Genomic DNA, 20,247 nt, shown 5'->3' on the forward strand with positions numbered 1-20,247 from the left:
GCATTTACTTAGGTGTACACCCCCGCCTCTCGTGGTGCTCTCAAGGAGACTGACGTGTCCATTTCCGAAGCGTTGGCGAATCGATTGACCCTTCCGTTGATCGCCGCCCCGATGACGGAGGTCTCCGGCCCCGACCTGGTCATCGCGGCGTGCCGCGAAGGCGTCGTGGGATCCGTGCCCACCCACAATGCGTCCACAACCGGCGAACTCGACCGCTGGCTCACCCGGATCGAGACGGCCTTGAGCGAGGTTCCGAGGTCGGCGCCCTTTGCGCCGAACCTCGTGGTGCACCGATCGAACCGACGACTGCGCGAAGACCTCGCGTGCCTGGTCGATCACGACGTCGAACTCGTCATCACCAGTGTCGGGTCACCCGAGCCCGCTCTCGCCCCACTACGCGCGATCGGCTGCCAGATTTACGCCGATGTCGCGACGTTGCAGCATGCGGAGCGGGCCATCGCATTGGGTGTGGACGGATTGGTGCTACTGACCGCGGGTGCCGGAGGCCAGACGGGCTGGGCAAACCCGTTCTCCTTCGTCCGCGCCGTCCGCGAGCGATTCGACGGCACCATCGTTCTGGCCGGCGGTATCAGTGACGGCGTCGCGTTGCATGCCGCCCAGGTTCTCGGCGCCGACCTCGGGTACATGGGAACGAAGTTCATCGCTACCGACGAAAGTCAGGCCGACAACGACTATCGGCGCGCGCTGGTCGAGGCGAGCCTCGACGACGTCGTGCTCTCGACCCAGGTGGGTGGCATTCCGGCGAGCCTGCTCAAGTGCTGGGTCGATCGGCAGGCCGGGGACGCCGCGGCCAGCGATGCCGCATCCGAGGGTTTCCGCCAGGACCGGTTGCTCAGTAACCGCACGGCCTGGAGTGGTGGGCACAGCGTGTCCGGCGTGGATGCGGTCCTCTCGGTCGCCACGCTCATCGAGAAGACCGGCCGGGAATACGAGGAATCCCGCGCCAGATCGGTGGCGCGGGACAACTCCGGCGTACGGGCAGTCACGTAAGCAGTTCCCGCGCCACCAGTTTCCACTCGTGCAGGTGCGGGTCGGTGGCGGGGTCGCGCGGATCGAGCGCATAGGTCAGCGCGGTACCCCGCATCGAGGTGTTGAGTTGTTCGCGTACCAATTCGTAGCGCGGTCGTGCACACAACTCCGGTCCGAAGAACACGTCGGTCGTCTCTCTGACGAGTTGGCCCAGACGGCGTTCCTGCGGCAGCAGCGCTTCGCGTAACTTGTCGTTGGCGCGTGAGGCGAGCCACAATTCGGTCGCGGCCCAGAAATACGGCTGGTGGAAGGTGGGCCACATGATCTCGACCGCCCAGTCGATGCGCTCGGTGGGGTCGGGCGGCCAATCGTCGCGATGCCTCAAGTCCTCCATACGCGCCGTCGCGAGATGTTGGACGGCGGCGACCAGAAGTGCTTCGCGTGAGGGAAATTGATGTAGGAGACGGCCACGGGATACTCCCGCTTCCTGTTGGATCCGCAACGTAGTGGCGGCCGAATAGCCGTCACGGAACAACACCTCGACTGCGGCGTCGAGGATCTGCCTGCGCGTGATCGCCGTCCGTTCTTGCTGGGTGCGCTTGACCGAGGCGTCACTGATCGACACCGACATCAACTCCATCCGTTCGGAGATTAGCCCTCGACGGGGTTGGCACCACTGCCCACAGTGGTGCCAACCCCGATCGTAATTGACGCCGTTACTCGTAGGTCTCTCCGTGCTCGGCCTTGGCGACCAGGGAGGCGGGCGGCTCGAAACGAGTGCCGTACCGGGACGCAAGGACACGGGCCCGCTCGACGAACGCCGCGATCCCACCCGGGTAGCCGTTGATGTACTGGAGGACGCCTCCGGTCCAGGCAGGGAACCCGATACCGAGGAGGGATCCGACATTGGCGTCGGCAACCGAGGTCAGTACCCCTTCGTCGAGGCAGCGCACCGACTCGAGGGCCTCGGCGAACAGCATCCGTTCTTTGAGGTCGTCGAACGGGACCTCGGTGCTCCCCGATTGGAAGGCGCCGCGCAACCCCGGCCACAGGCCGACGCGGCCACCCGACTCGTCGTACTCGTAGAAGCCGCCACCTGTCGACCGGCCCCGACGATCGAGCTCCTCGACCAGCCGATCGAGTACGGCCTCCGATCCGTGCTCGACCCAGACGCCCCCGTCCGCCTCGACCGCCGCACGGGCTTCCTGCCGAATCTTGCGAGGAAGGGTCAACGTCAGCTCGTCGAGCAACTGCAAGGGGGGTGCGGGATAGCCGGCCTGGGCCCCCGCCTGCTCGATGATCACCGGTTCGACACCCTCACCGACCGCGGCGGCTGCCTCGTCGAGAAACTTCGTGATCACCCGGCTGGTGAAAAAGCCCCGGCTGTCGTTGACCACGATCGGGGTCTTCTTGATCTGCTGCGCGAAATCGAAAGCCTTCGCTAACGTTGTCGGTGCGGTGTGTGCGCCAACGATGATCTCTACCAGCGGCATACGTTCGACCGGGGAGAAGAAGTGCACACCGATGAAGTCTTCCTTACGGGCGACGCCTTCTGCGAGCGTTGTGATCGGCAGCGTCGACGTATTCGAGCCCAACACCGCGTCGGGGGCGACGACGTCCTGGATCGACTTGAAGACAGCCTGTTTGACCTCCACACTCTCGAAAACCGCCTCGACGACGAAGTCGACGTCAACGAAGTCGGCCGGATTGTCGGTCGGGGTGATCCGGGCGAGCAGCGCGGCGGACTTCTCCTCGGTCGTTGTTCCCCGCGCGAGCGCCTTGGCCTCCAACTTTTCGGCGTAGGCCTTTCCTTTTCGGGCCGACTCGATCGACATGTCCTGGAGCACGACGTCGATTCCTGCCTTCGCCGAGACATAGGCCACCGCAGCGCCCATCATCCCGGCGCCGATCACACCGACCTTCTTCGCCGAGAACCGGGGGTGCCCCTCCGGTCGGCTACCGCCGGCCTTGATCCTCTGCAGATCGAAGAACTGGGCCTTAATCATGTTGGTCGATACCTGACCGGTGACGAGCCCGACGAAGTAGCGTGTCTCGATTTGCGCCGCCGTGTCGAGGTCGACCAACGCTCCCTCGGCGGCGGCGGCGAGAATGGCCCGGGGCGCCTCGACGGGTGCCCCCGCCACGGTGCGGCGCAGGTTCGCTGTCACCGCCGGGTTGAGCGCGGTACCGCCGGGGATCCGGAAACCCTTCCGGTCCCACGGCTGAACACCGCCCTCGGGATTGTCCTGGATCCACTTCTTGGCCGCGGGGACGAGTTCGTCGGCGCTCGTTACCAGGTCGTCGACGAGGCCGAGGGTCTTCGCGGCCGCGGGGCTCAACGACTTACCGGTCAGAAGCAGGCTCGTCAGTGCCTTCTCGAGTCCCAACATCCGAACGGTCCGGGTGATTCCGCCGGCACCGGGTAGCAACCCGAGCGTGACTTCGGGCAGTCCGAAGATCACCGATTTCGCATCGACCGCGATGCGGTGATGGGTGGCCAACGTGATCTCGAGGCCGCCGCCGAGGGCTGCGCCGTTGACTGCTGCCACCACCGGACGGCCCAGTGTCTCGAGGCGCCGCAACTGGGCCTTGATCCCGTTCGCAAAATTCGTGAACTTGACAGCGTCCTGCGCGGTGGCACGGACCAGGTCGTTGAGGTTGCCGCCGGCGAAGAAGGTCTTCTTGGCCGACGTGATCACGACACCGGTGACAGAGTCACGCTCCGCCTCGAGGCGGTCGAGTATGTTGCCCATGGACTCGACGTACTGGTCGTTCATGGTGTTCGCGGACTGGTCCGGATCATCGAGGGTCAGCAGCACGATTCCGTCCGAATCCTGCGACCAGGTGATGGTTGATGTTGCACTCATGTTGTTGCCGTTGCCTTTCAGACTCGCTCGATGATGGCCGCGATACCCATGCCGCCACCGACGCACAGGTTGATCAATGCGCGCCGGTCGCCGCGACGCTCCAACTCGTCGACCACCGTTCCGACGAGCATCGCGCCGGTCGCTCCCAACGGGTGTCCCATGGCGATCGCACCACCGTTGACGTTGAGTTTCTCCTCCGGAATGGCCAGATCCTTCTGGAATTTCAGGACTACCGAAGCAAACGCCTCATTCAGTTCGAACAGGTCGATGTCATCGACGGTGAGTCCTGCGACGTCGAGTGCCTTGAGCGCCGCCGGGGTGGGGGCGGTGAGCATGATCGTGGGGTCGGCTCCGGTCACGGCCGTCGCGACGATCCGGGCTCGGGGGGTGAGACCGAACTGCTTGCCGGCCTTCTCGTTGCCGATCAGCACCAGGGCGGCGCCGTCCACGATGCCGGAGCTGTTACCACCGTGGTGGACGTGTTCGATCCGTTCCACCGACGTATACTTCTGCAGCGCAACAGCATCGAATCCACCCTTTTCACCGAGCGCGGCGAAGGAGGGCTTCAGTGAGGCCAGCGATTCGACGGTGGTACCCGGACGTCGGTGTTCGTCGTGGTCGAGCAGGGGGACACCGTTGAAGTCCTTGACCGGAACCACCGACTTGGCGAAGTATCCACCGGCCCAGGCGGCCTCGGCGCGGTCCTGCGAACGCACCGCGTAGGCATCGACATCTTCGCGGCTGAAGCCTTCGATCGTCGCGATCAGGTCTGCGCCGATTCCCTGCGGCGCGAAGTGGAGATCGTATGCGGTCGTCGGATCGTTGAAGAGGGCACCGCCGTCACTGCCCAGCGGCACCCGCGACATGGACTCGACACCACCGGCGATCACGAGATTCTCGAACCCCGACCGGACCTTCTGTGCAGCGATATTCGTCGCCTCGAGCCCCGACGCGCAGAACCGGTTGATCTGCAGTCCGGCCACGGTCAGAGGCAGGCCCGCCACCAGCGCCGCGGCCCGGGCGATATCCCCACCCTGCTCGCCGACCGGGGAGACCACGCCGAGCACGATGTCGTCGACATACCCTGGGTCCAGGTCCGGAAACCGTGCGCGCAGCTCATCGATCAGGCCCACCACGAGGTCGACCGGTTTGACCGAGTGCAGACTCCCGTTCTTGCCCTTACCGCGAGGCGTGCGAATGGCCTCGTATACAAATGCCTCTTCAGACAAGGCAACTCTCCTCGAATCGTGAACGAATCCCCTGGGGAGGCAATTTTCGAGATGCGCAGAGCCACAGAGGACGAAGTGAAGAACCTGCGGTCGAACCACTGTCGCCGACCGTTCGCTCACGGTATCGTCGAATCAACATCCAGTCAACACTGACTGGATGTTGGATGCAGGGAGTTCGAATGCTGATCGACGGCAACATCGGCGGATCCATCGACGGGACGGGAGGAGCGAACCTTCACGAGATACACGAGCAGGTGGGACTGGCCGAGCGGGTCGGCTTCGACGGGGTGTGGTCGACGGAGGTCAGTCGCGACCCGTTCCTGCCACTCCTCCTCGCCGCAGAGAACGCGCCCCGACTCCACGTGGGCACCGCGATCGCAGTGGCATTCGCGCGCAGTCCGATGACTCTCGCCACGGTGGCCAACGATATGCAATCCTTCAGCTCCGGAAGATTCACGCTCGGGCTGGGTTCGCAAATCAAGCCGCACATCGAGCGCCGATTCAGCATGCCGTGGTCCGCGCCCGCGCCGCGGATGCGGGAGTTCGTCAATGCACTCCATGCCATCTGGGAGAGTTGGCAAAACCAGACGCCCCTCGACTTCCGGGGCGACTACTACAGCCACACCCTGATGACGCCGATGTTCCGCCCTCCGCGGAACGAATTCGGGCCTCCCCAAGTGATGATCGCCGCTGTGGGCCCGCAGATGACATCCGTCGCCGCCGAGGTCGCGGACGGGATGCTGGTGCACGGTTTCACCACCGAACGGTACCTACGGGAGGTGACCGTCCCGCAGATCGAGTCGGCACTCGGCAAGGCCGGAAAATCCTTCGAGGACTTCACATTGTCGTATCCCGGGCTCGTTGTCACCGGATCAGATGAACGACAGTTCGAGGAAGCGGCAACCGCTGTACGCAAACAGATCGCCTTCTACGGGTCCACCCCCGCGTACCGGGCGGTGCTCGACCTCCACGGTTGGGGCGACTTACAGGCCGAGCTCCACCGGCTGTCCAAGCTCGACGACTGGGAGTCCATGACACGGCTGATCGACGACACCATCCTGCGCACGTTCGCGGTCGTCGGCGAGCCGGACGCGGCCGCGGCCGAGATATCGCGCAGGTTCGGCGACATCATCGGCCGATTCACCCTGTACACCCCCTACGCCCTCGACGCGGCGGCCCAGAGTGCGATCGTCTCGGGAGTGCACAGTCGGCGCACCGCCCCCTGATCCGCGAAGGCGGTGGCCCGCCGATGTGCCCACTCCTGTGGCGTTGACGACGTTGCCGCCGGACCGATCGTGGGACGCCGCAGCCCTCGGAGCCGAGGAGTCCGATTCGAGGGGGCGCACCTCGCCCACAGGCGAAAGGGACTGAGCCCATCCTGTATGGCACTCGGGAATCTCTCCAAAGGTGGACCCGAATCCCCAAATGGTGTGAGGAACATACCGCCCCGGTCCGCGAGACTTGGATCACATCAGAGAGATTCAGACAGTTGGGTCACAGTACGGGAGGAAGTAGATGTCGGTCGATCCTTCGGCGATCATCGTCGCAGTCGCCACAGCACTCGGCGGCGCGGTACACGGATCGGAGGCGCCGCCGGCCTTGAAAGACTATGGAAGCCAACAGATACAGCAGATCACGGAAGCCGCACCCGCGATCGGACAGCAGTTCAACGATGCCATCGAGATGCTTCCGCCCGAGGCACGTGGCACAGCACAGCAAGCCATCACCGATACCGCGGATGCAGTCCACGATGCGATAGACACCTACGCGCCACCAGTTCCCGACGGCGCCTCTCCCCCACCCGACGGTACCGGTAGCACCACGGGCGAGATTCCGGTCCCCGAACCCGGCCCAGAACCCGACGGGACAATCCCCGGAAACGACGACACCGCCCAACAACCCGACACGCCGCCGCGTGCGGTCTCGGAGACCTCCCACCTCACGTCCCTCTCGGACACCTCCCCCCTGCCAGCCTCACAGTTCGGGACAATCGCAGTCTTCGTCCCCTGGTTTCAGAAGGCCGGAACTATCTGCGGCGGCATCAAAGCCCCTGTGCTGGCCGCGTTGTACTCGGCGGAAAACAACTTCCGATATGGCGCCTCGGCGCCCGTCTCCCCAGACGGTGCCCGCGGTCCCGGCCAATTCATGCCCGGCACCTGGGCAAAATACGGGCGAGACGCGGACGGCGACGGAAAGGCCGACATACTCGCTGTCGGCGACTCCGTTATGGCGTCCGGGCATCTTCTCTGCGACATGTACGAGGAGATCGATTCATGGAAACAGGCCGGCCTCGTCTCGGGTGATGCGCTGGACCTGACCCTCGCGGGGTACAACGCCGGTGTCGGAGCGGTCCGCCGATCGGGCGGGATGCCCTCGGGGCTCCCCGACTACGAGAATCAGACCAAGCCGTACGTGGCCAAGATCCGGGCAGCGGAAACGCGGTTCGCGTCGATCCTCGATCCAGGGTCCGGCGATTGGGGAGGCGTCGGCGGCAGAATTGTCGAGGCCGCGCTGCATTATCTCGGGCTTCCCTACGTATGGGGCGGCGGCAACGTGAACGGGCCCTCCGGTGGCGGTTTCGACTGCTCCGGACTCACCTCGTACGCCGTACACGCCGCGACGACAGAAGGCGTATCGCTACCTCGCACCTCGGAAACCCAATGGGATGTCGGTACCGAGGTTCCCCTCGCCGACGCCCGACCAGGCGACCTGCTGTTCGGCAACTGGGGTCCGGGCGGGCCCGGGCACGTGGCCATCTACATCGGCAACGGCAAAATGGTGCACGCGCCCACCACCGGCGACGTGGTTCGCATCGCACCCGTGTTCGACGGAATGAAAGCGCGGCGAGTGGTGTGAGCCCACATCGACCAGCAACGCTGCTCGGGGTGTTCCTTCCCGCCGGAACGGAAGCACCACCGCACCCGCGATCTGCACCCGAACCGGGCTCGACCACGACCCTGAGCCCACCCTGGTCGAGCCACGGGGACAGAGCGATCACCGCATCGGCGAATACGGACGTGGCAGACGATCTCGACGGGCATGGCACCCTCGCGCGGGCACACCGGGAAGGGCCGTGCTCATGACGACCGCACACCCCGCTCAGCGCCCCGGCCGACCCGGTTACGACCTCGACTCGCTCCTCGCCGTCACCGTGAAGGCCTTCAATGACAGAGGTTATGAAGGCACCAGCATGGAGGTGCTGGCCCAGCGGCTGGGAATCACGAAGTCGTCGATCTACCACCACGTGTCGGGCAAGACCGAACTGTTGGAGCTCGCGTTGTCGCGAGCGCTCACCGCGCTCTTCGCCGTCACCACCGAACGGCAGGCCACCAGCGGCCGGCATATCGACCGCCTCGAGTACCTCGTCCGGCGCACCGCCGAGATCCTCGTCGCAGAACTGCCCTATGTCACCCTCCTGCTGCGCGTCCGCGGGAACACTTCCGTGGAGCGCCGCGCCATCGCCCGTCGACGGGAATTCGACGTCTTCGTGCGCGACCTCGTCGTCGCGGCGGCCGAGGAAGGTGACCTTCGAGAGGGTATCGATCCCGCCCTCACCAGCCGCCTCGTGTTCGGCATGCTCAACTCGCTCATCGAGTGGTACCGGCCGCGAGCCGAAGGATCATCCGAGGATCTCGCCGACGCTGTCCTGCGCCTGACATTCGAGGGCATGCGTCGTCGATAGCGGCTGACCAGATCGAGACCCGCCACCTTCGCGCCTTCCGGTCATGCTCGGTCGGGCCACGGCGTCATCGAGTCGTGCCTGCGACCGCCGGCCGTGTTCGAGCGGCGACGGTCAAATGCGCATCGGAGGTGCTCACCGTCGCGCCGCCGGGTGTCGACATGTCTCACGACCAACACGTGCCATCGACCGCTGTATGCGCTGCGATAACCTTGAATCAGTATGTGATTGCAATCACAATATTGGAGGTTTGGGTGAGCCACACCCGCAGCGGAACCTGCCCCGAATGCGGAGGCTATCCAATCATGGAATGCACTCTGACCTGCAACAAAGAGGCATATGCACATAGAGGATCGAGCTATCGATGGACGAGTTCGACGAAGTCGGCCTACCGAACACTCAACGTGATCTGAGCCGCGATATCGCTACCGAGTTGGACACCGTCGGACTCGAGAATGCGGAGGAGGTCGGGCGCGGAGGCTTCGGGGTCGTGTATCGCTGCACAGAGCGTTCCATCGATCGGGTGGTCGCAGTCAAGGTGTTGACCTCCGATGTGGGCCCCGACGATCGCACTCGTTTCGTACGTGAGCAACGCGCCATGGGCAAACTCTCCAGCCATCCCCACATCGTCCAAGTTCTCCACGTCGGCGTCACCGCGAATGGGTCCCTGTTCCTCGTGATGCCGTACCACGAGCACGGCTCACTCGAAACCCTGCTTCGGCAGAAGGGACCCTTTCCCCTGCCGACCGTGCTCGGGATCGGCGTGAAACTGGCCGGTGCTCTCGCCGCCGCCCACCGCGAGGGCATCCTCCACCGCGACATCAAGCCCGCCAACATCCTGATCACCGGCTACGGCGAGCCTCAACTGACCGACTTCGGCATCGCCCGGATCGGGGGCGAATTCGAAACATCCGCGGGCAGCATCGTCGGCACCCCCGCCTTCACCGCCCCCGAGGTGCTCGAGGGACAACCTCCAAGTCCCGCATCCGATGTATACGGCCTCGGCGCGACACTGTTTTGCCTGATGACTGGACACGCCGCCTTCGAGCGACGCACCCGAGAAGGTGTGGTTGCACAATTCGTGCGGGTCACCAACCAACCGATCCCGGACCTGCGTGAGCACGGCATTCCCGACAACGTGTGCACCGCCATCGAACATGCCATGGCGGGCGATCCCGCCGATCGACCGGCATCGGCTGACGCGTTCGGAAACGAACTTCGAACAGTCCAACTACTTCACGGGCTGCAAATGGACGCGATGGCAATGCCCGCCGATCCGTTCCCCGCCACATCGCCCCGGCCCGGAGCGAACGGGACTCCCGCGTCGAGAACACCGGCAGCGGTCCCGGACACCCCGCCCACCGCCGCCACCAAGTTCCGGCCCCCGACCTCGGCACGGCCTCTGGTCGAGCGCCGACGACTCCTCGAGATCCTGCACGCCGGAGCTGGACGGCGCCTGACCGTGATCCACGCCCCCGCGGGTTTCGGCAAGAGCACCCTGGCCTCCCAATGGCGGCACGCTCTCATCGCCGACGGAATGCCTGTAGCCTGGCTGACCATCGACCGCGATGACAACAACGTCGCCTGGTTTCTCGCCCATCTGGTGAAGGCGATCCACACCGCGCGGCCCACGATCGCACCCGAACTGGAGCGCATCCTCGAAGACCACTACGACGATGCCACGCGATACGTGCTGCCCTCGTTGATCAACGACATCCACGACGGTGGTCGAGCGATCGCCGTCGTGATCGACGACTGGCACCGGGTGACCTCGCCCGAAACGGTGGCGGCCATGGATTTCCTACTCGAGAACGGATGCCATCACATACAGGTCATTGTCGCGACGAGATCCCAAGCCGGTCTTCCCCTGAGCCTCATGCGCGTACGCGACGAACTCGTCGAGATCGGTCCGACGGCAATGCGTTTCGACGGCGCCGAATCCAGGGCGTTCCTCGTCGATGTCAACGGCCTCGTCCTGAACGACCACGAAGTGACCAGCCTCCGACAGTCGACCGACGGTTGGGTCGCGGCGCTGCAATTGGCGTCGCTGTCGCTACGAGGGCGCAGCGATCGCATGGACTTCATCGCGCACCTTTCCGGAGGCCATCATGCCATTCACGAATACCTGGTGGAGAACGTGTTGAGCACGCTCGAACCGCCGATTCTCGAGTTCCTCCTGGCCACAGCCATCACGGAGAAGATCTGCGGTGACCTCGCCGGCGAGTTGACGCACGTCCCCTCCGGCCAAGGGATGCTCGAAGAAATCGAACGGCGAGACCTGTTTCTGCAAAGCATCGATGACGACCGGGAGTGGTTCCGGTATCACCACCTGTTCGCCGACCTCCTCCATCGCCGCCTCGAACGCCTCCATCCGGGCCGTCGTGAAGAACTCCACCGGATCGCCGCGCGGTGGTTTGCCGACCACCGCATGCTCAGCGAGGCTGTCGACAACGCACTCGCCGCCGGCGACACCGACCACGCCCTTCGACTGGTCGAAGACGGCGGTATGAAACTCATCGAAGACTCGCGGATGACAACCCTCCTCGGGCTTGTCGCGAAACTCCCCCCGAACGTCACTGTTACCAGCGCCCGACTCCAATTGAATATCGCGTGGGCGAACATACTGATGCAGCGTCCCCGACAAATGAGGGCAGCGCTCGATCTCTTCGAGGCCGCACTCACGAACACGGTGACCGACGCCGCCACGACTGAGGCCCTTCGCGTCGAAGCCGCAGTCGTCCAAGCCTCCGGCAAACTCTTCGCCGACGAGATCGCGGGGGTACAGGACCTCGTCGCCGATTGTGTGCACCACCCCGACGCGGTGCGGCCCTTCCTCGCCTCGGGCGCCGGCAGCATCGCTTCCTTCGTCGCCCTCTACACCTTCGACTTCGACGCAGCACGTCGGTGGCAGGACTGGGCCGCCGCATACCATGCACAAACCAGTGGGCCCTTCAGCGTCATGTACGGACACTGCCTGGCCGGCGCAGCGGCGTACGAACAACTCGATATCCCCGCAGCCGAGAACTACTTCCGATCCGCAGTGGCGATGACCGGAAAATCTGGGGTCCACGCCCATGCGGCACGCCTTGCCGGAGCGTTGCTCGGGGCCCTTCTCTACGAGATGGGAAAAATCGCAGAGGCCGAACGGCTCCTGGACGAAAGCTACAAACTCGGTTCCGAGGGTGGCGGCCTCGTGGAATTCATGCTCGCCACCTACGGCACCGGATCACGGGTCAAAACCTCACTCCGACATCACGAGGAGGCCGAACGTCGACTCGACGAGGGAGCCCGGATCGCCGAATCGCTGCGGCTGCCACGTCTAGCCGCCCGGATGGTAAACGAGAGGATCCGTTCAGGATTGCCCGTCAGCGATGAGGTCCGCACCCGGCTGATGGCAGCGAACAGGCACCGTCCGCAAACAGACGGAATCGCCACCATCACATCCGAACTCGACGAAGACTCAGCCATCCGGCTCCTGCTCCGCGAGGGTTCCCCCGACAGTGCCGTGCACGCCTGTGCGCGGGCGAAGGAACTCGTGCTCGGCATCGAAAGTCAGGGCAGGCCCCGAGCGCTCATGCGCGCAAAATTGCTGTTGGCGGTGTGCTTGTCCGCCGCGGAGCGGTCCGCGGAAGCGCGGTCCGTCCTGGCCCCGGTCGCAGCGAAATGCGCGGAGCTCGGCCTGACCCAAATACTGTTGGATGAGGACACGCGCATCGCGAACATACTGGCCTCGACCTGACAGCGCACACGAAGTCCCCCCCGACCGGAACATCGGCGAACTAGTCCACCGTCGACGACCATGGAGCTCACACGGATGACCAGACAGTGGGCTCCCCTCTGCTCAGAGAACCCCGATCGCGGCATCGCCATGGTCGACGCGTTGCGAGATCGAAGTCAGTCGCACTCAACCGGCTGCTGGACGCCCACGGACACGGCAGTCCGGGACTCACGGTCCGCCTCCATGTTCAACGTGACCACACCGGCCACAATGCATATCAATCCAGCCACTCGCGTCACCGACACCGCGTCACCGAACAACAGCACTCCCACCGCCGCGATAGAAGCGGTGCCAATGCCCGACCACAATGCGTAGGAGACACCGAGGGAAAGGGATCTGAGCGCTTTCGACAAGAAGAAGAACGACACGAGGTATCCGGCAAGGACACCCGCCGTGGGAATCGGCCGAGTGAACCCTTCGGTCGCGTGAAGTCCGGTGGTGGCAAAGATTTCCACGACGACCGCACCCATGAGGTAGAACCAACCCATGGCGCCTAACCTCCAAAGTTCATTGCAACGATGCCAACGACGGTCAGAGCCAAACCGGCAATCTTGATCCGTGAGATACGTTCCCCGTGGAAGAGCGCACCGAGCGCGACAACCGCCGCCGTCCCCAGCGCCGACCACAACGCGTACACAACGCCGATGTCGATCTGTTTGACCGCATTTGCCAACAGAAAGAACGCGCTTCCATAGAGCGCCAACACCGCCACAGATTCCCGAAATCGGGTGAACTCGTGAGTGAGCGGCAGCATATTCGTCGCCGTAACCTCAAGGACAATCGCTACGAGAAGCACCAACCACGCCATTGAAATCGATTCCCATCTGTCGTGAGGTTTGGCCGTTTCTTCCACGCAGTCCGCCCTGCGGCGGCTCGTGCTGACGGTACGGCTCGCATGCTCGCTGCCAGATCACGCTAGCGATCTGCGAGGAGGCCCAATCCCACCGCTCTAGCCGCACCCGGTATGTGCTGGTTCGCTAGGCGATCTCGCGGTCCGAAGCGAGGCCACCGGTGTCCGAAACGCCGCTTCGCACGGCAGTCACCGCGCGAATGAACTTCGCGACACCCTCGATTGCCCGGCGCGCCTCGGGCAGAAGATCCGCGGCTACATGGAAGACGTGGAACTGACCATCCCAGACCTCGAGGGCAGCGGGGACCCCCGCGTCCGTGAGGCACTCGAACATCAGCCGCGCATCGGGATACAGCAGATCTTTGGACCCGACCTGAAGCAGAACCGGCGGTAACCCGCGCAGGTCTGCATCGACCGGAGACACAGGCAGTCCGGACTCGCCACCGGTGCGGTGCTCTACCCGCACGGTGAGGGCAGTCAGAGCCACCAAAGCCGAACCAGGAAGAATCGGGCATTGCGCTGAGGCGGGATGCCGCAACTTCACGGTCGGGTCCAAGTCCGTGAGCGGAGACAGTGCAACCAAGCCGGCCGGCCGCGGCAGCTCCAGATCCGCGAGGGCGAGCGCCACCATGAACGCAAGATAGCCACCAGCGGAATCGCCGGCAATGACGATCTGCGTCGAGGCAAAGCCTCGTGCAAGCAACCAGCGATAGCCAGAGATCCCGTCGGCGACGGCGTCACCTATCGCATGCGTGGGCATGAGCCGGTAGTCGACACTGAGCACGCTCGCATCCGCCGCCTGCGAAATCCGCGAGGCAAGTCGCCGGTGCGTATTGAGACCACCGGTCAGGAACCCCCCACCGTGAAGGTAGAGCACCACACTGTGGAGGTCGGCGTTGTGCGCCTGAATCCATTCCGCGTCACAATCCGGCAAGCGCACTCGACGATGCCCGACCCCGTCCAACGCGGGTAGTAAGCGCGCAGCCTGGTCGACCACCCGCGCGGCCCAGTTCGTGCTCGGGATGCGCGCCCACACACCGAGCGCCGGTTTAACGGTCACACGCAACGTGCGTGTCAGGAGCTTCGACTGAATACTGTTGCCAGGCACGAAACTCGAACGCGTCACGAAACGCGATTCGGACCCCGCCGTTGGTGACTGACCCCCTCCCGCAATGCCCTCCCCGGGCCTCCGTTCCACCGAACTGACGGCTGACATCGGAACTCCAAACTTCCAGGGATGAACATGCCGGGATTTGAGGCCCATGGGCCCAAACGCCGTACGAAGACATCTCTCAACATATGGCTCACATCACCCGAGCGGACTCCCCCAGAGAGGGAAAAATACTCCCCAACAGGGGGATCCTTCCTGCCAGCAGTTGCGGTCAAGTCAGCGCGCTGGTGCACTAGACGGATCGGACGGTCTCGCCCCTCGGTAGGAAGTTCAGACAGAACTCTGCTTCTGACGACAGCCTGATCGGTTCGGGGCATCGTCCCGGAACAACTCGGTCCGGAAGACGCATCTCTCCACGCTTGTCCAGGTACGACGGTTGGAGGTAATACCGTGATCGATGACTACTCTTCCCTCGAAGACATGAGGATCATCGAGTTCGCCCGACGATGGCTCCCCTACGGCGGTGGCACAACCGGAGACCTCCTCGTCGAGTTCGGCATGACTCCAGACTGCTACCTCGCGAGACTGGACAGCATCCTGGCAGGGCCGAGAGCCGACGAACTCGATCCCACCTTCCGCGACGACCTCCGTCGTTTCGTGTCGATACGGACATCGCGACCTGCCCCTGCGTCGTAGAGGCGAATTCAACCGCGACGCGGGCCCGGCCGTACACGGAATCGTCGTTTCAGGACAGCGGGATACTCCGCGGCGTGACCGACGGCCAGAATATGCTGTCGCGCAGCAAGGCGCGACGTTGTTCCGAAACCAATCCGGTGGGCCGCCCGATCGCATCGTTTACGAGTCCGGTGAAGCGAGTACCTGACGCACGCCCCTCCAAGCGAAATGCATACTGCACCAATTGCTGCACCGAAACCCCGAATAGGCTCGCTGAGTCCGTCATGGACGAGACAATCGATCGCAGGACGGTGCGGGGGTGGGCCGGCTAAGCGATCTGCGTTGTCTCTCCTCGCCCGGAACTGTGTGCCGAGGAATTCGAACCCGCAAGCTTGACCGCGCACAGTTCGAGCAGTCCACGCCTTGTCCCGAACCCGACTCCCTCGAGGACTCTCGCCGTCAGTATGCGCTGGAGCCGCCGGTAGAACACTGGTGGCAGCAGCAAACTCGGGAAGGATGTGCTCGTCTCCACCCCCATAGGGCGCCCACCTCACGGCGAAGGCAAGCATGGACTCTTCATCTTGAGTCGTGGTCACTCATATTTCGAGAATCAGGTGGACGGAAGGACGCCTAGCAGCACTAGACGGTATGGGGGGTGGCTGGGGCCTCGCTCACATGTGAGCGAGGCCCCAGCCACCCCCATACCGTCTAGAAGCAAACCACTGCCGAGTGCATGGGACCGTCCCCCTGAGGGTTATCTCTGCACCCATTCGAGATATGTTCCAAGTCACAACTCTCGGCGCACAGCCACTGGAGGTCTCCGGATCTGTCCACAAAGTTGCGTAGACGACGAGACGTGATAGTGGGCACGGGCTGGCCAGCGTCAACAACAACGCGACCGGTCCGCAGGCGCCGTCGACGAGGGCGTGGATTCTGGTCATCCACTCACCCCGGAAACGGCCGAGGGCATGGTCGGGGGTTCGCCGCCAACCATGGAATTTGACTTAGCCCTGCAGCTTCCCTGGACTCGGGCGCTGGTGGATGGCCCGATCCACCCACTGGACGTGCGAACGCATCTTCTCCTCCAGGTACTGCGCGTCACCCCAGGCCACCGGCAAAGCCGTGCCGACCGCGTTCGACCGATCCGGGTCGGCGATCAAATTCTGCACGGCGGTGTACTGACCTTCGGTAGCTTTGACTGCGCCTTGTGCTTGTTCACCGATCGCGCCTTGCGTTGGCGTGAACTGGGCGGCTGGCGAATCGAATCCGGGATCGGCAACTCCCGCCGCTTGCGCTCGGACACCTCCGGCACCGTCGCCCGCGCGGCCGCCGAGAGGATTGGTCGTGAACCGTTGTGGCGTCGCCGCGACATCTTGACGTGGATTCGCGATCGCCCCGGCACGGCGGGCCGCCCCGGCACGGCGGGCCGCCCCCGCGACGACGGGTAATACCCGCCACAGACCTCAGCCGTCCAGCACCGGAGTGGGCAGCAATGTAGGGACATGCCGTCACCACAGGTCATCCCTGAAAGGGCGGGGCCCTGTCAACCCCTGTCCGACCTGCTGTTTTGCTCGTTTTCGGGCCTCCGTGCGGGGAACGCTGGGTGAGGGCCCCTTCGGTCAGGACGGAGCGCCCGCAGCGCCAGTGAGGACGAACGGTCTTGACCGTGGCCCGGCCCGGCGCAGACTGGTCACGGCCCCCCGGAAACGATGAATTCGGTTGGGGGGGTGAACGGTCTCCAATGTGATGCGGGTGGTTTGGGACAGGCCGGGTTTCCTCGGCTGTCGGTCATCCCTTCGCCCGGCGGTGCGGGCATGGAGCGGTGCGCTGGCAATACGCGGGGTCATTCAGATCGGCGACCACGCCGTTGACACGGGGGTCAGACCTGATTGCGGCCGCGCGCGTGTTGCGTCCGGGGTGCTCACGCCGCCGCCTTGTGGTGGGCCAGCGCGCGGATCTGTCCGTCACGCAGCCCGTAGTAGACGAGGGTAAGCAGTTTGCGGGCCGCGGCGACCTTGGCGATGTTCCTGCCGCGGCGGGCCTCGATGCGTTTGCGGTCGACCGAGATCTTCGTGCCGGCCGGTTGCCGCTGGATGGCCTCTACCGCCGCCCAGCGCACCAGTTTGGAGCCCTGCTTGGTGATGTGCCCGCGGCGCACGACGGTGTCGGACTCGCGGTGCTTGGGCGTCAGGCCTGCCCACGAACACAGGTGACTGGGGTCGGTAAACCGGTGCACGTCACCGATCTCCGCGACGAAGACGGCACCGAGGGTGGGGCCGACCCCGGGCAGCTCCTGAATCGCCCGATTACCAGGATGGCCACGCAACTCGGCGGCGATCCGGTCGAAGAATCGTCCCTCGTGCGCGTCGAGGACGTCGATCAGCTCGAGCAGCGAAATCACCCGCTGCGCGTACGCGACACCGAGCGGCACCTGCGTCAGACGCTCACGCCCCTCGACGCCGAACAGGTCCGACACCGGGATCAACACCCCGGCCTTGGCGAGCACCGAGTGCACCTGGGCCTTCAGTCCCGACCGCAACGCGACGAGCTTGGCTCTGTAGCGCACCAGTTCCCGCGTCGGTGGCGGGGCAATCCACGCTTCGGGCAACCGGTTCATCCGCAACAGATCCGCCAGATCCCGGGCGTCGCGTACATCGTTCTTCACCCGCCGGTACCGGAATCCCTTGACACCCAATGGATGCGCAAGGTGCACCGTGGCACCGGCCGCCTGCAGCGTGTCGGCCGCCCAGTACCAGCCATAGGTTGCCTCGAGCACCACCTCCGGATGCTCTCCGGCCTTCTCGAGCTGCAGGGCGAGTGAAGCGGGGTCGTTGACGATTCGCGCCACCGCGAGTTGCTCACCGGAATCGGTTTGCCGGACGATCACCGAGCGTTGCCGGTGTAGATCGATCCCGACGAACTGGTGAGTGGCCGGGGGGAATCGCACCCCCCGGCTCTCGCAGAACCGGACGTGAACCTTTCGACTCATCCGGCTCCCATTGCCCAGCCATCAGGACGGGCGCCGAGCCGCCAGTGCGCGAACAGGCGGGGAGATCGCCTAGCGATCTCCGCCAACCACGCCATCGCACGTCGTTCTCGGCGTTTGAGCCGTTTGGATTTCCGGCAGGCCCACCGCATCAGGTGTCGGTTGAGCCTACGGAGGAAGTAGAGCAACCGGGACTTGTAGAAGCGCCCGTAATAGTTGATCCACCCCTGCACGATGTTGTTGAACATGCGTGCGAGGTCATCGAGGGACTTGTCACTGCGCCGGGCCAGGTGCCAGGAACGGATCACCCCGCCCATCGCCTTCATCGCATCCGTGCTGACCGCAGGTAAGAACGACACAAACCCGGGTGTAGGTCCGGTGATCGTCGGAGGTGAGCAGGCCCGATCCGGTGCCGGCGGCCGCGGTGATCGCCTCGTGCAGTTCCGCGGCGGCCAGGACCCGGGTCCCGAGGTCCCACATGGCCGCCCGCAGGTCCAGGTCGGTGAACAGCCCCACCCCGAACGGGCGGGAGGCCTTGATCTGCTCGACGGCCAGGACGGCGTCACTCATCAGGTGCCGCAACTCGTCCGGGGCCCGCTGCAGTTGGGCTCCGGTGATCCCGGCCGGCTGATGTGTCCGGAGGTGGCGGCCGGCGACGTGCAGACCGCCGATCGCCCCGCCGGTCAGCAACAGCGTGAGCAGCAGCGTCGTCCCGGCCACCGGTACGACGCCGAGGAAGTCCTCGACCACCTTCTCCGACCGTGCCGGGTCGACGGTCCCCACACGAAATGCAGCAGGGCCGCTCCCACGCCCCGACCACCAGTGCCAGCGTGGTGACCATCGCCGAAATCACCCCGATAGCGGTGACCCCGCCGAGGGCGGCCACGACACCACCGGACAGGTGCGCACGGCGCGGCTCGCACCGATGGAGAACGACAGTGCCCCAGTGCACGTCTGACTGCTCGGTGGTGGCCTTCGCCTCGGTCATGCCCTATCCCCCATCGCTTCCGACGAGGAGCATCGCCTCGCCCGGCATCGTCCCCGGTACCAGATACGCAACGGTCAGCATTCTTTCCTCCCCTCTTCTGACCACAGATGTCGTGCGTGCCGGAACCTGTCGCGTGCCACCCAAATGATTCGTCTCATGCCGACCTCGGATGCGACTGCGCCGCACCGATCGCGGCCATACCCAGTGCGGCGATACGAGCGAGGCGCTGCTGCTGTTCACCGATCCCACGGCTGCCCACGAGCGGCGTCCGGGCGCCCGGCCACACCGCGGCGGCGATGCGACTGTAGTCGCGTCCGGCGAGGACGATCACGTCCTCGGCATCTAGGAGACCGTGCTCGGCGGCCTGGGCGTGAACGGTGTCGGCGGTGACCGAACCCGGCTCCCCCAACCGCATCTCTTACGGGGCGATCACGGTGTCGAGCGGTGACACCAGAGGAATCGAACCGATGGAACCCGCGCATACTCCGGTTGCCGACCGCGGCGGTCGCGAGGGTTTTCGGCATGATCGTGTCGAAGCCGGACGAGTGCACGATGGCAGGGGACCGTCGTTGTCATCGAGGACCCACTCGCTCGGGCCCGGACGTCGTCGGGCACCGATCCCGACGGTGCCGCAGCGACGAACCGCAGGCTTGCAGTCCCGAGGGCGACGACCTGCCCCGCTCGGATCAAGCATCTGGCCGGCCGCCGCGAGACCACCGCCCGGGTCGATGGCGACGACATCGCTTTCCGCCCGCAGAATCGATCCGTCGAGGGGCGGGTTACCAGAGAAGTCCAGGTGCAGTTCCGTCGTGACGGCCCAGTGTCCGGCCCGCTCAGACTCCGCGTTGCGACTTGGCGGCTTCGCTGGCGGCCTTGCTCTTTTCCCGGGCGGTGGCCCAGTCCTCGCCGGTCATCGATGTCAGGCCGGCGAAAGTGCCGGGGCCGGCGAGCATCTGACCGCCGTCCATGGCGATGGTCTGGCCGGTGAGGTAGTCGCAGGCATCCGACAGCAGGAAAATGGTGAGGTTGGCCAGTTCCTCCATCGTGCCCATCCGGCCCATCGGCACCTGGTCGGCCTGGGTCGCGCCGACGGC

Annotated in this window: 18 protein-coding genes; 7 read left to right on the forward strand and 11 right to left on the reverse strand. The window is 64.8% G+C overall.

Going from position 1 to position 20,247, the window contains the following annotated elements; all coding sequences use genetic code 11:
* Nucleotides 1-54: 54 nt before the first annotated feature.
* A complete protein-coding gene (locus MLGJGCBP_RS17680) occupies nucleotides 55-1,011 on the forward strand; it encodes an NAD(P)H-dependent flavin oxidoreductase (protein WP_160097280.1) in 957 nt (318 codons plus the stop codon).
* Here MLGJGCBP_RS17680 and MLGJGCBP_RS17685 read toward each other — a convergent pair.
* The 3 genes from MLGJGCBP_RS17685 to MLGJGCBP_RS17695 form a co-directional block, all read right to left on the reverse strand.
* Complete coding sequence (locus MLGJGCBP_RS17685) at nucleotides 1,004-1,630, reverse strand: TetR/AcrR family transcriptional regulator (RefSeq protein WP_160097282.1); 627 nt, start codon at nucleotides 1,628-1,630, stop codon at nucleotides 1,004-1,006. The genes MLGJGCBP_RS17680 and MLGJGCBP_RS17685 overlap by 8 nt on opposite strands.
* A gap of 76 nt (nucleotides 1,631-1,706) precedes the next feature.
* Nucleotides 1,707-3,857, reverse strand: a complete 2,151-nt coding sequence (locus tag MLGJGCBP_RS17690) for a 3-hydroxyacyl-CoA dehydrogenase NAD-binding domain-containing protein (protein WP_160097284.1) — start codon at nucleotides 3,855-3,857, stop codon at nucleotides 1,707-1,709.
* Between the two features lie 17 nt (nucleotides 3,858-3,874).
* Nucleotides 3,875-5,086 (reverse strand): acetyl-CoA C-acetyltransferase, encoded by a 1,212-nt coding sequence (locus MLGJGCBP_RS17695; protein ID WP_160097286.1) that lies wholly within the window; start codon nucleotides 5,084-5,086, stop codon nucleotides 3,875-3,877.
* 179 nt (nucleotides 5,087-5,265) lie between these two features.
* Here MLGJGCBP_RS17695 and MLGJGCBP_RS17700 point away from each other — a divergent pair, with 179 nt between their 5' ends.
* The 4 genes from MLGJGCBP_RS17700 (at nucleotide 5,266) to MLGJGCBP_RS17715 (ending at nucleotide 12,504) form a co-directional block, all read left to right on the forward strand.
* Nucleotides 5,266-6,312: a TIGR03617 family F420-dependent LLM class oxidoreductase gene (locus tag MLGJGCBP_RS17700; RefSeq protein WP_160097310.1), complete on the forward strand. Its 1,047-nt coding sequence runs from the start codon at nucleotides 5,266-5,268 to the stop codon at nucleotides 6,310-6,312.
* 289 nt (nucleotides 6,313-6,601) lie between these two features.
* A complete protein-coding gene (locus tag MLGJGCBP_RS17705; RefSeq protein ID WP_160097288.1) occupies nucleotides 6,602-7,942 on the forward strand; it encodes a C40 family peptidase in 1,341 nt (446 codons plus the stop codon).
* Between the two features lie 223 nt (nucleotides 7,943-8,165).
* Nucleotides 8,166-8,768: a TetR/AcrR family transcriptional regulator gene (locus tag MLGJGCBP_RS17710; RefSeq protein WP_160097290.1), complete on the forward strand. Its 603-nt coding sequence runs from the start codon at nucleotides 8,166-8,168 to the stop codon at nucleotides 8,766-8,768.
* A gap of 361 nt (nucleotides 8,769-9,129) precedes the next feature.
* Nucleotides 9,130-12,504: a serine/threonine-protein kinase gene (locus MLGJGCBP_RS17715; protein WP_160097292.1), complete on the forward strand. Its 3,375-nt coding sequence runs from the start codon at nucleotides 9,130-9,132 to the stop codon at nucleotides 12,502-12,504.
* A gap of 155 nt (nucleotides 12,505-12,659) precedes the next feature.
* On the opposite strand, the gene MLGJGCBP_RS17720 is transcribed toward MLGJGCBP_RS17715, so the two are convergent.
* The 3 genes from MLGJGCBP_RS17720 to MLGJGCBP_RS17730 form a co-directional block, all read right to left on the reverse strand.
* A complete protein-coding gene (locus tag MLGJGCBP_RS17720; RefSeq protein WP_160097294.1) occupies nucleotides 12,660-13,031 on the reverse strand; it encodes a DMT family transporter in 372 nt (123 codons plus the stop codon).
* A gap of 5 nt (nucleotides 13,032-13,036) precedes the next feature.
* On the reverse strand, nucleotides 13,037-13,396 hold the full coding sequence (locus MLGJGCBP_RS17725; protein WP_236581169.1) for a DMT family transporter: 360 nt from the start codon (nucleotides 13,394-13,396) through the stop codon (nucleotides 13,037-13,039).
* 124 nt (nucleotides 13,397-13,520) lie between these two features.
* A complete protein-coding gene (locus MLGJGCBP_RS17730) occupies nucleotides 13,521-14,501 on the reverse strand; it encodes an alpha/beta hydrolase (protein WP_236581170.1) in 981 nt (326 codons plus the stop codon).
* Nucleotides 14,502-14,954: 453 nt separating this feature from the next.
* Between MLGJGCBP_RS17730 and MLGJGCBP_RS17735 the strand changes: the two genes are divergently transcribed.
* Complete coding sequence (locus MLGJGCBP_RS17735) at nucleotides 14,955-15,200, forward strand: DUF3263 domain-containing protein (RefSeq protein ID WP_160097296.1); 246 nt, start codon at nucleotides 14,955-14,957, stop codon at nucleotides 15,198-15,200.
* A 905-nt stretch (nucleotides 15,201-16,105) separates the two neighbouring features.
* Nucleotides 16,106-16,627, forward strand: coding sequence for a hypothetical protein (locus MLGJGCBP_RS17740; protein ID WP_160097298.1), 522 nt, complete (start codon nucleotides 16,106-16,108; stop codon nucleotides 16,625-16,627).
* A 473-nt stretch (nucleotides 16,628-17,100) separates the two neighbouring features.
* Here the strand turns inward: MLGJGCBP_RS17740 and MLGJGCBP_RS17745 are convergent, their stop codons facing one another.
* From MLGJGCBP_RS17745 to MLGJGCBP_RS17760, 5 genes are all read right to left on the reverse strand, one after another.
* Nucleotides 17,101-18,168 carry an IS110 family transposase gene (locus MLGJGCBP_RS17745; protein WP_236581171.1) on the reverse strand — a complete coding sequence of 356 codons (1,068 nt, stop codon included), beginning with the start codon at nucleotides 18,166-18,168 and terminating at the stop codon, nucleotides 17,101-17,103.
* Nucleotides 18,165-18,491, reverse strand: a complete 327-nt coding sequence (locus tag MLGJGCBP_RS17750; RefSeq protein ID WP_236581172.1) for a group II intron maturase-specific domain-containing protein — start codon at nucleotides 18,489-18,491, stop codon at nucleotides 18,165-18,167. Before MLGJGCBP_RS17750 ends, MLGJGCBP_RS17745 begins: the two co-directional genes overlap by 4 nt.
* The gene (locus MLGJGCBP_RS50550) at nucleotides 18,439-18,948 is read right to left on the reverse strand and encodes a hypothetical protein (RefSeq protein WP_201453102.1); all 510 of its coding nucleotides are present in this window, start codon (nucleotides 18,946-18,948) and stop codon (nucleotides 18,439-18,441) included. The genes MLGJGCBP_RS17750 and MLGJGCBP_RS50550 overlap by 53 nt, the downstream gene beginning before the upstream one ends.
* A gap of 359 nt (nucleotides 18,949-19,307) precedes the next feature.
* The gene (locus MLGJGCBP_RS17755) at nucleotides 19,308-19,562 is read right to left on the reverse strand and encodes a hypothetical protein (protein ID WP_236581173.1); all 255 of its coding nucleotides are present in this window, start codon (nucleotides 19,560-19,562) and stop codon (nucleotides 19,308-19,310) included.
* Nucleotides 19,563-19,986: 424 nt separating this feature from the next.
* Nucleotides 19,987-20,247 (reverse strand): SDR family oxidoreductase (locus MLGJGCBP_RS17760; protein WP_160097300.1); only part of this gene is annotated, 261 nt, incomplete at its 5' end.

Origin of the sequence: Rhodococcus sp. T7, assembly GCF_009872365.1 — a bacterium.
In the GTDB taxonomy this organism is placed as follows: domain Bacteria; phylum Actinomycetota; class Actinomycetes; order Mycobacteriales; family Mycobacteriaceae; genus Rhodococcus_F.

What these genes read in the sequence shown, in the direction of transcription:
- MLGJGCBP_RS17685 (WP_160097282.1), bottom strand. Translation starts at nt 1,630, where the DNA reads ATGGAGTTGATGTCGGTGTCGATCAGTGACGCCTCGGTCAAGCGCACC.
- MLGJGCBP_RS17690 (WP_160097284.1), bottom strand. Translation starts at nt 3,857, where the DNA reads ATGAGTGCAACATCAACCATCACCTGGTCGCAGGATTCGGACGGAATC.
- MLGJGCBP_RS17700 (WP_160097310.1), top strand. Translation starts at nt 5,266, where the DNA reads ATGCTGATCGACGGCAACATCGGCGGATCCATCGACGGGACGGGAGGA.
- MLGJGCBP_RS17705 (WP_160097288.1), top strand. Translation starts at nt 6,602, where the DNA reads ATGTCGGTCGATCCTTCGGCGATCATCGTCGCAGTCGCCACAGCACTC.
- MLGJGCBP_RS17710 (WP_160097290.1), top strand. Translation starts at nt 8,166, where the DNA reads ATGACGACCGCACACCCCGCTCAGCGCCCCGGCCGACCCGGTTACGAC.
- MLGJGCBP_RS17715 (WP_160097292.1), top strand. Translation starts at nt 9,130, where the DNA reads ATGGACGAGTTCGACGAAGTCGGCCTACCGAACACTCAACGTGATCTG.
- MLGJGCBP_RS17720 (WP_160097294.1), bottom strand. Translation starts at nt 13,031, where the DNA reads ATGGGTTGGTTCTACCTCATGGGTGCGGTCGTCGTGGAAATCTTTGCC.
- MLGJGCBP_RS17745 (WP_236581171.1), bottom strand. Translation starts at nt 18,168, where the DNA reads ATGAGTCGAAAGGTTCACGTCCGGTTCTGCGAGAGCCGGGGGGTGCGA.
- MLGJGCBP_RS17750 (WP_236581172.1), bottom strand. Translation starts at nt 18,491, where the DNA reads ATGAAGGCGATGGGCGGGGTGATCCGTTCCTGGCACCTGGCCCGGCGC.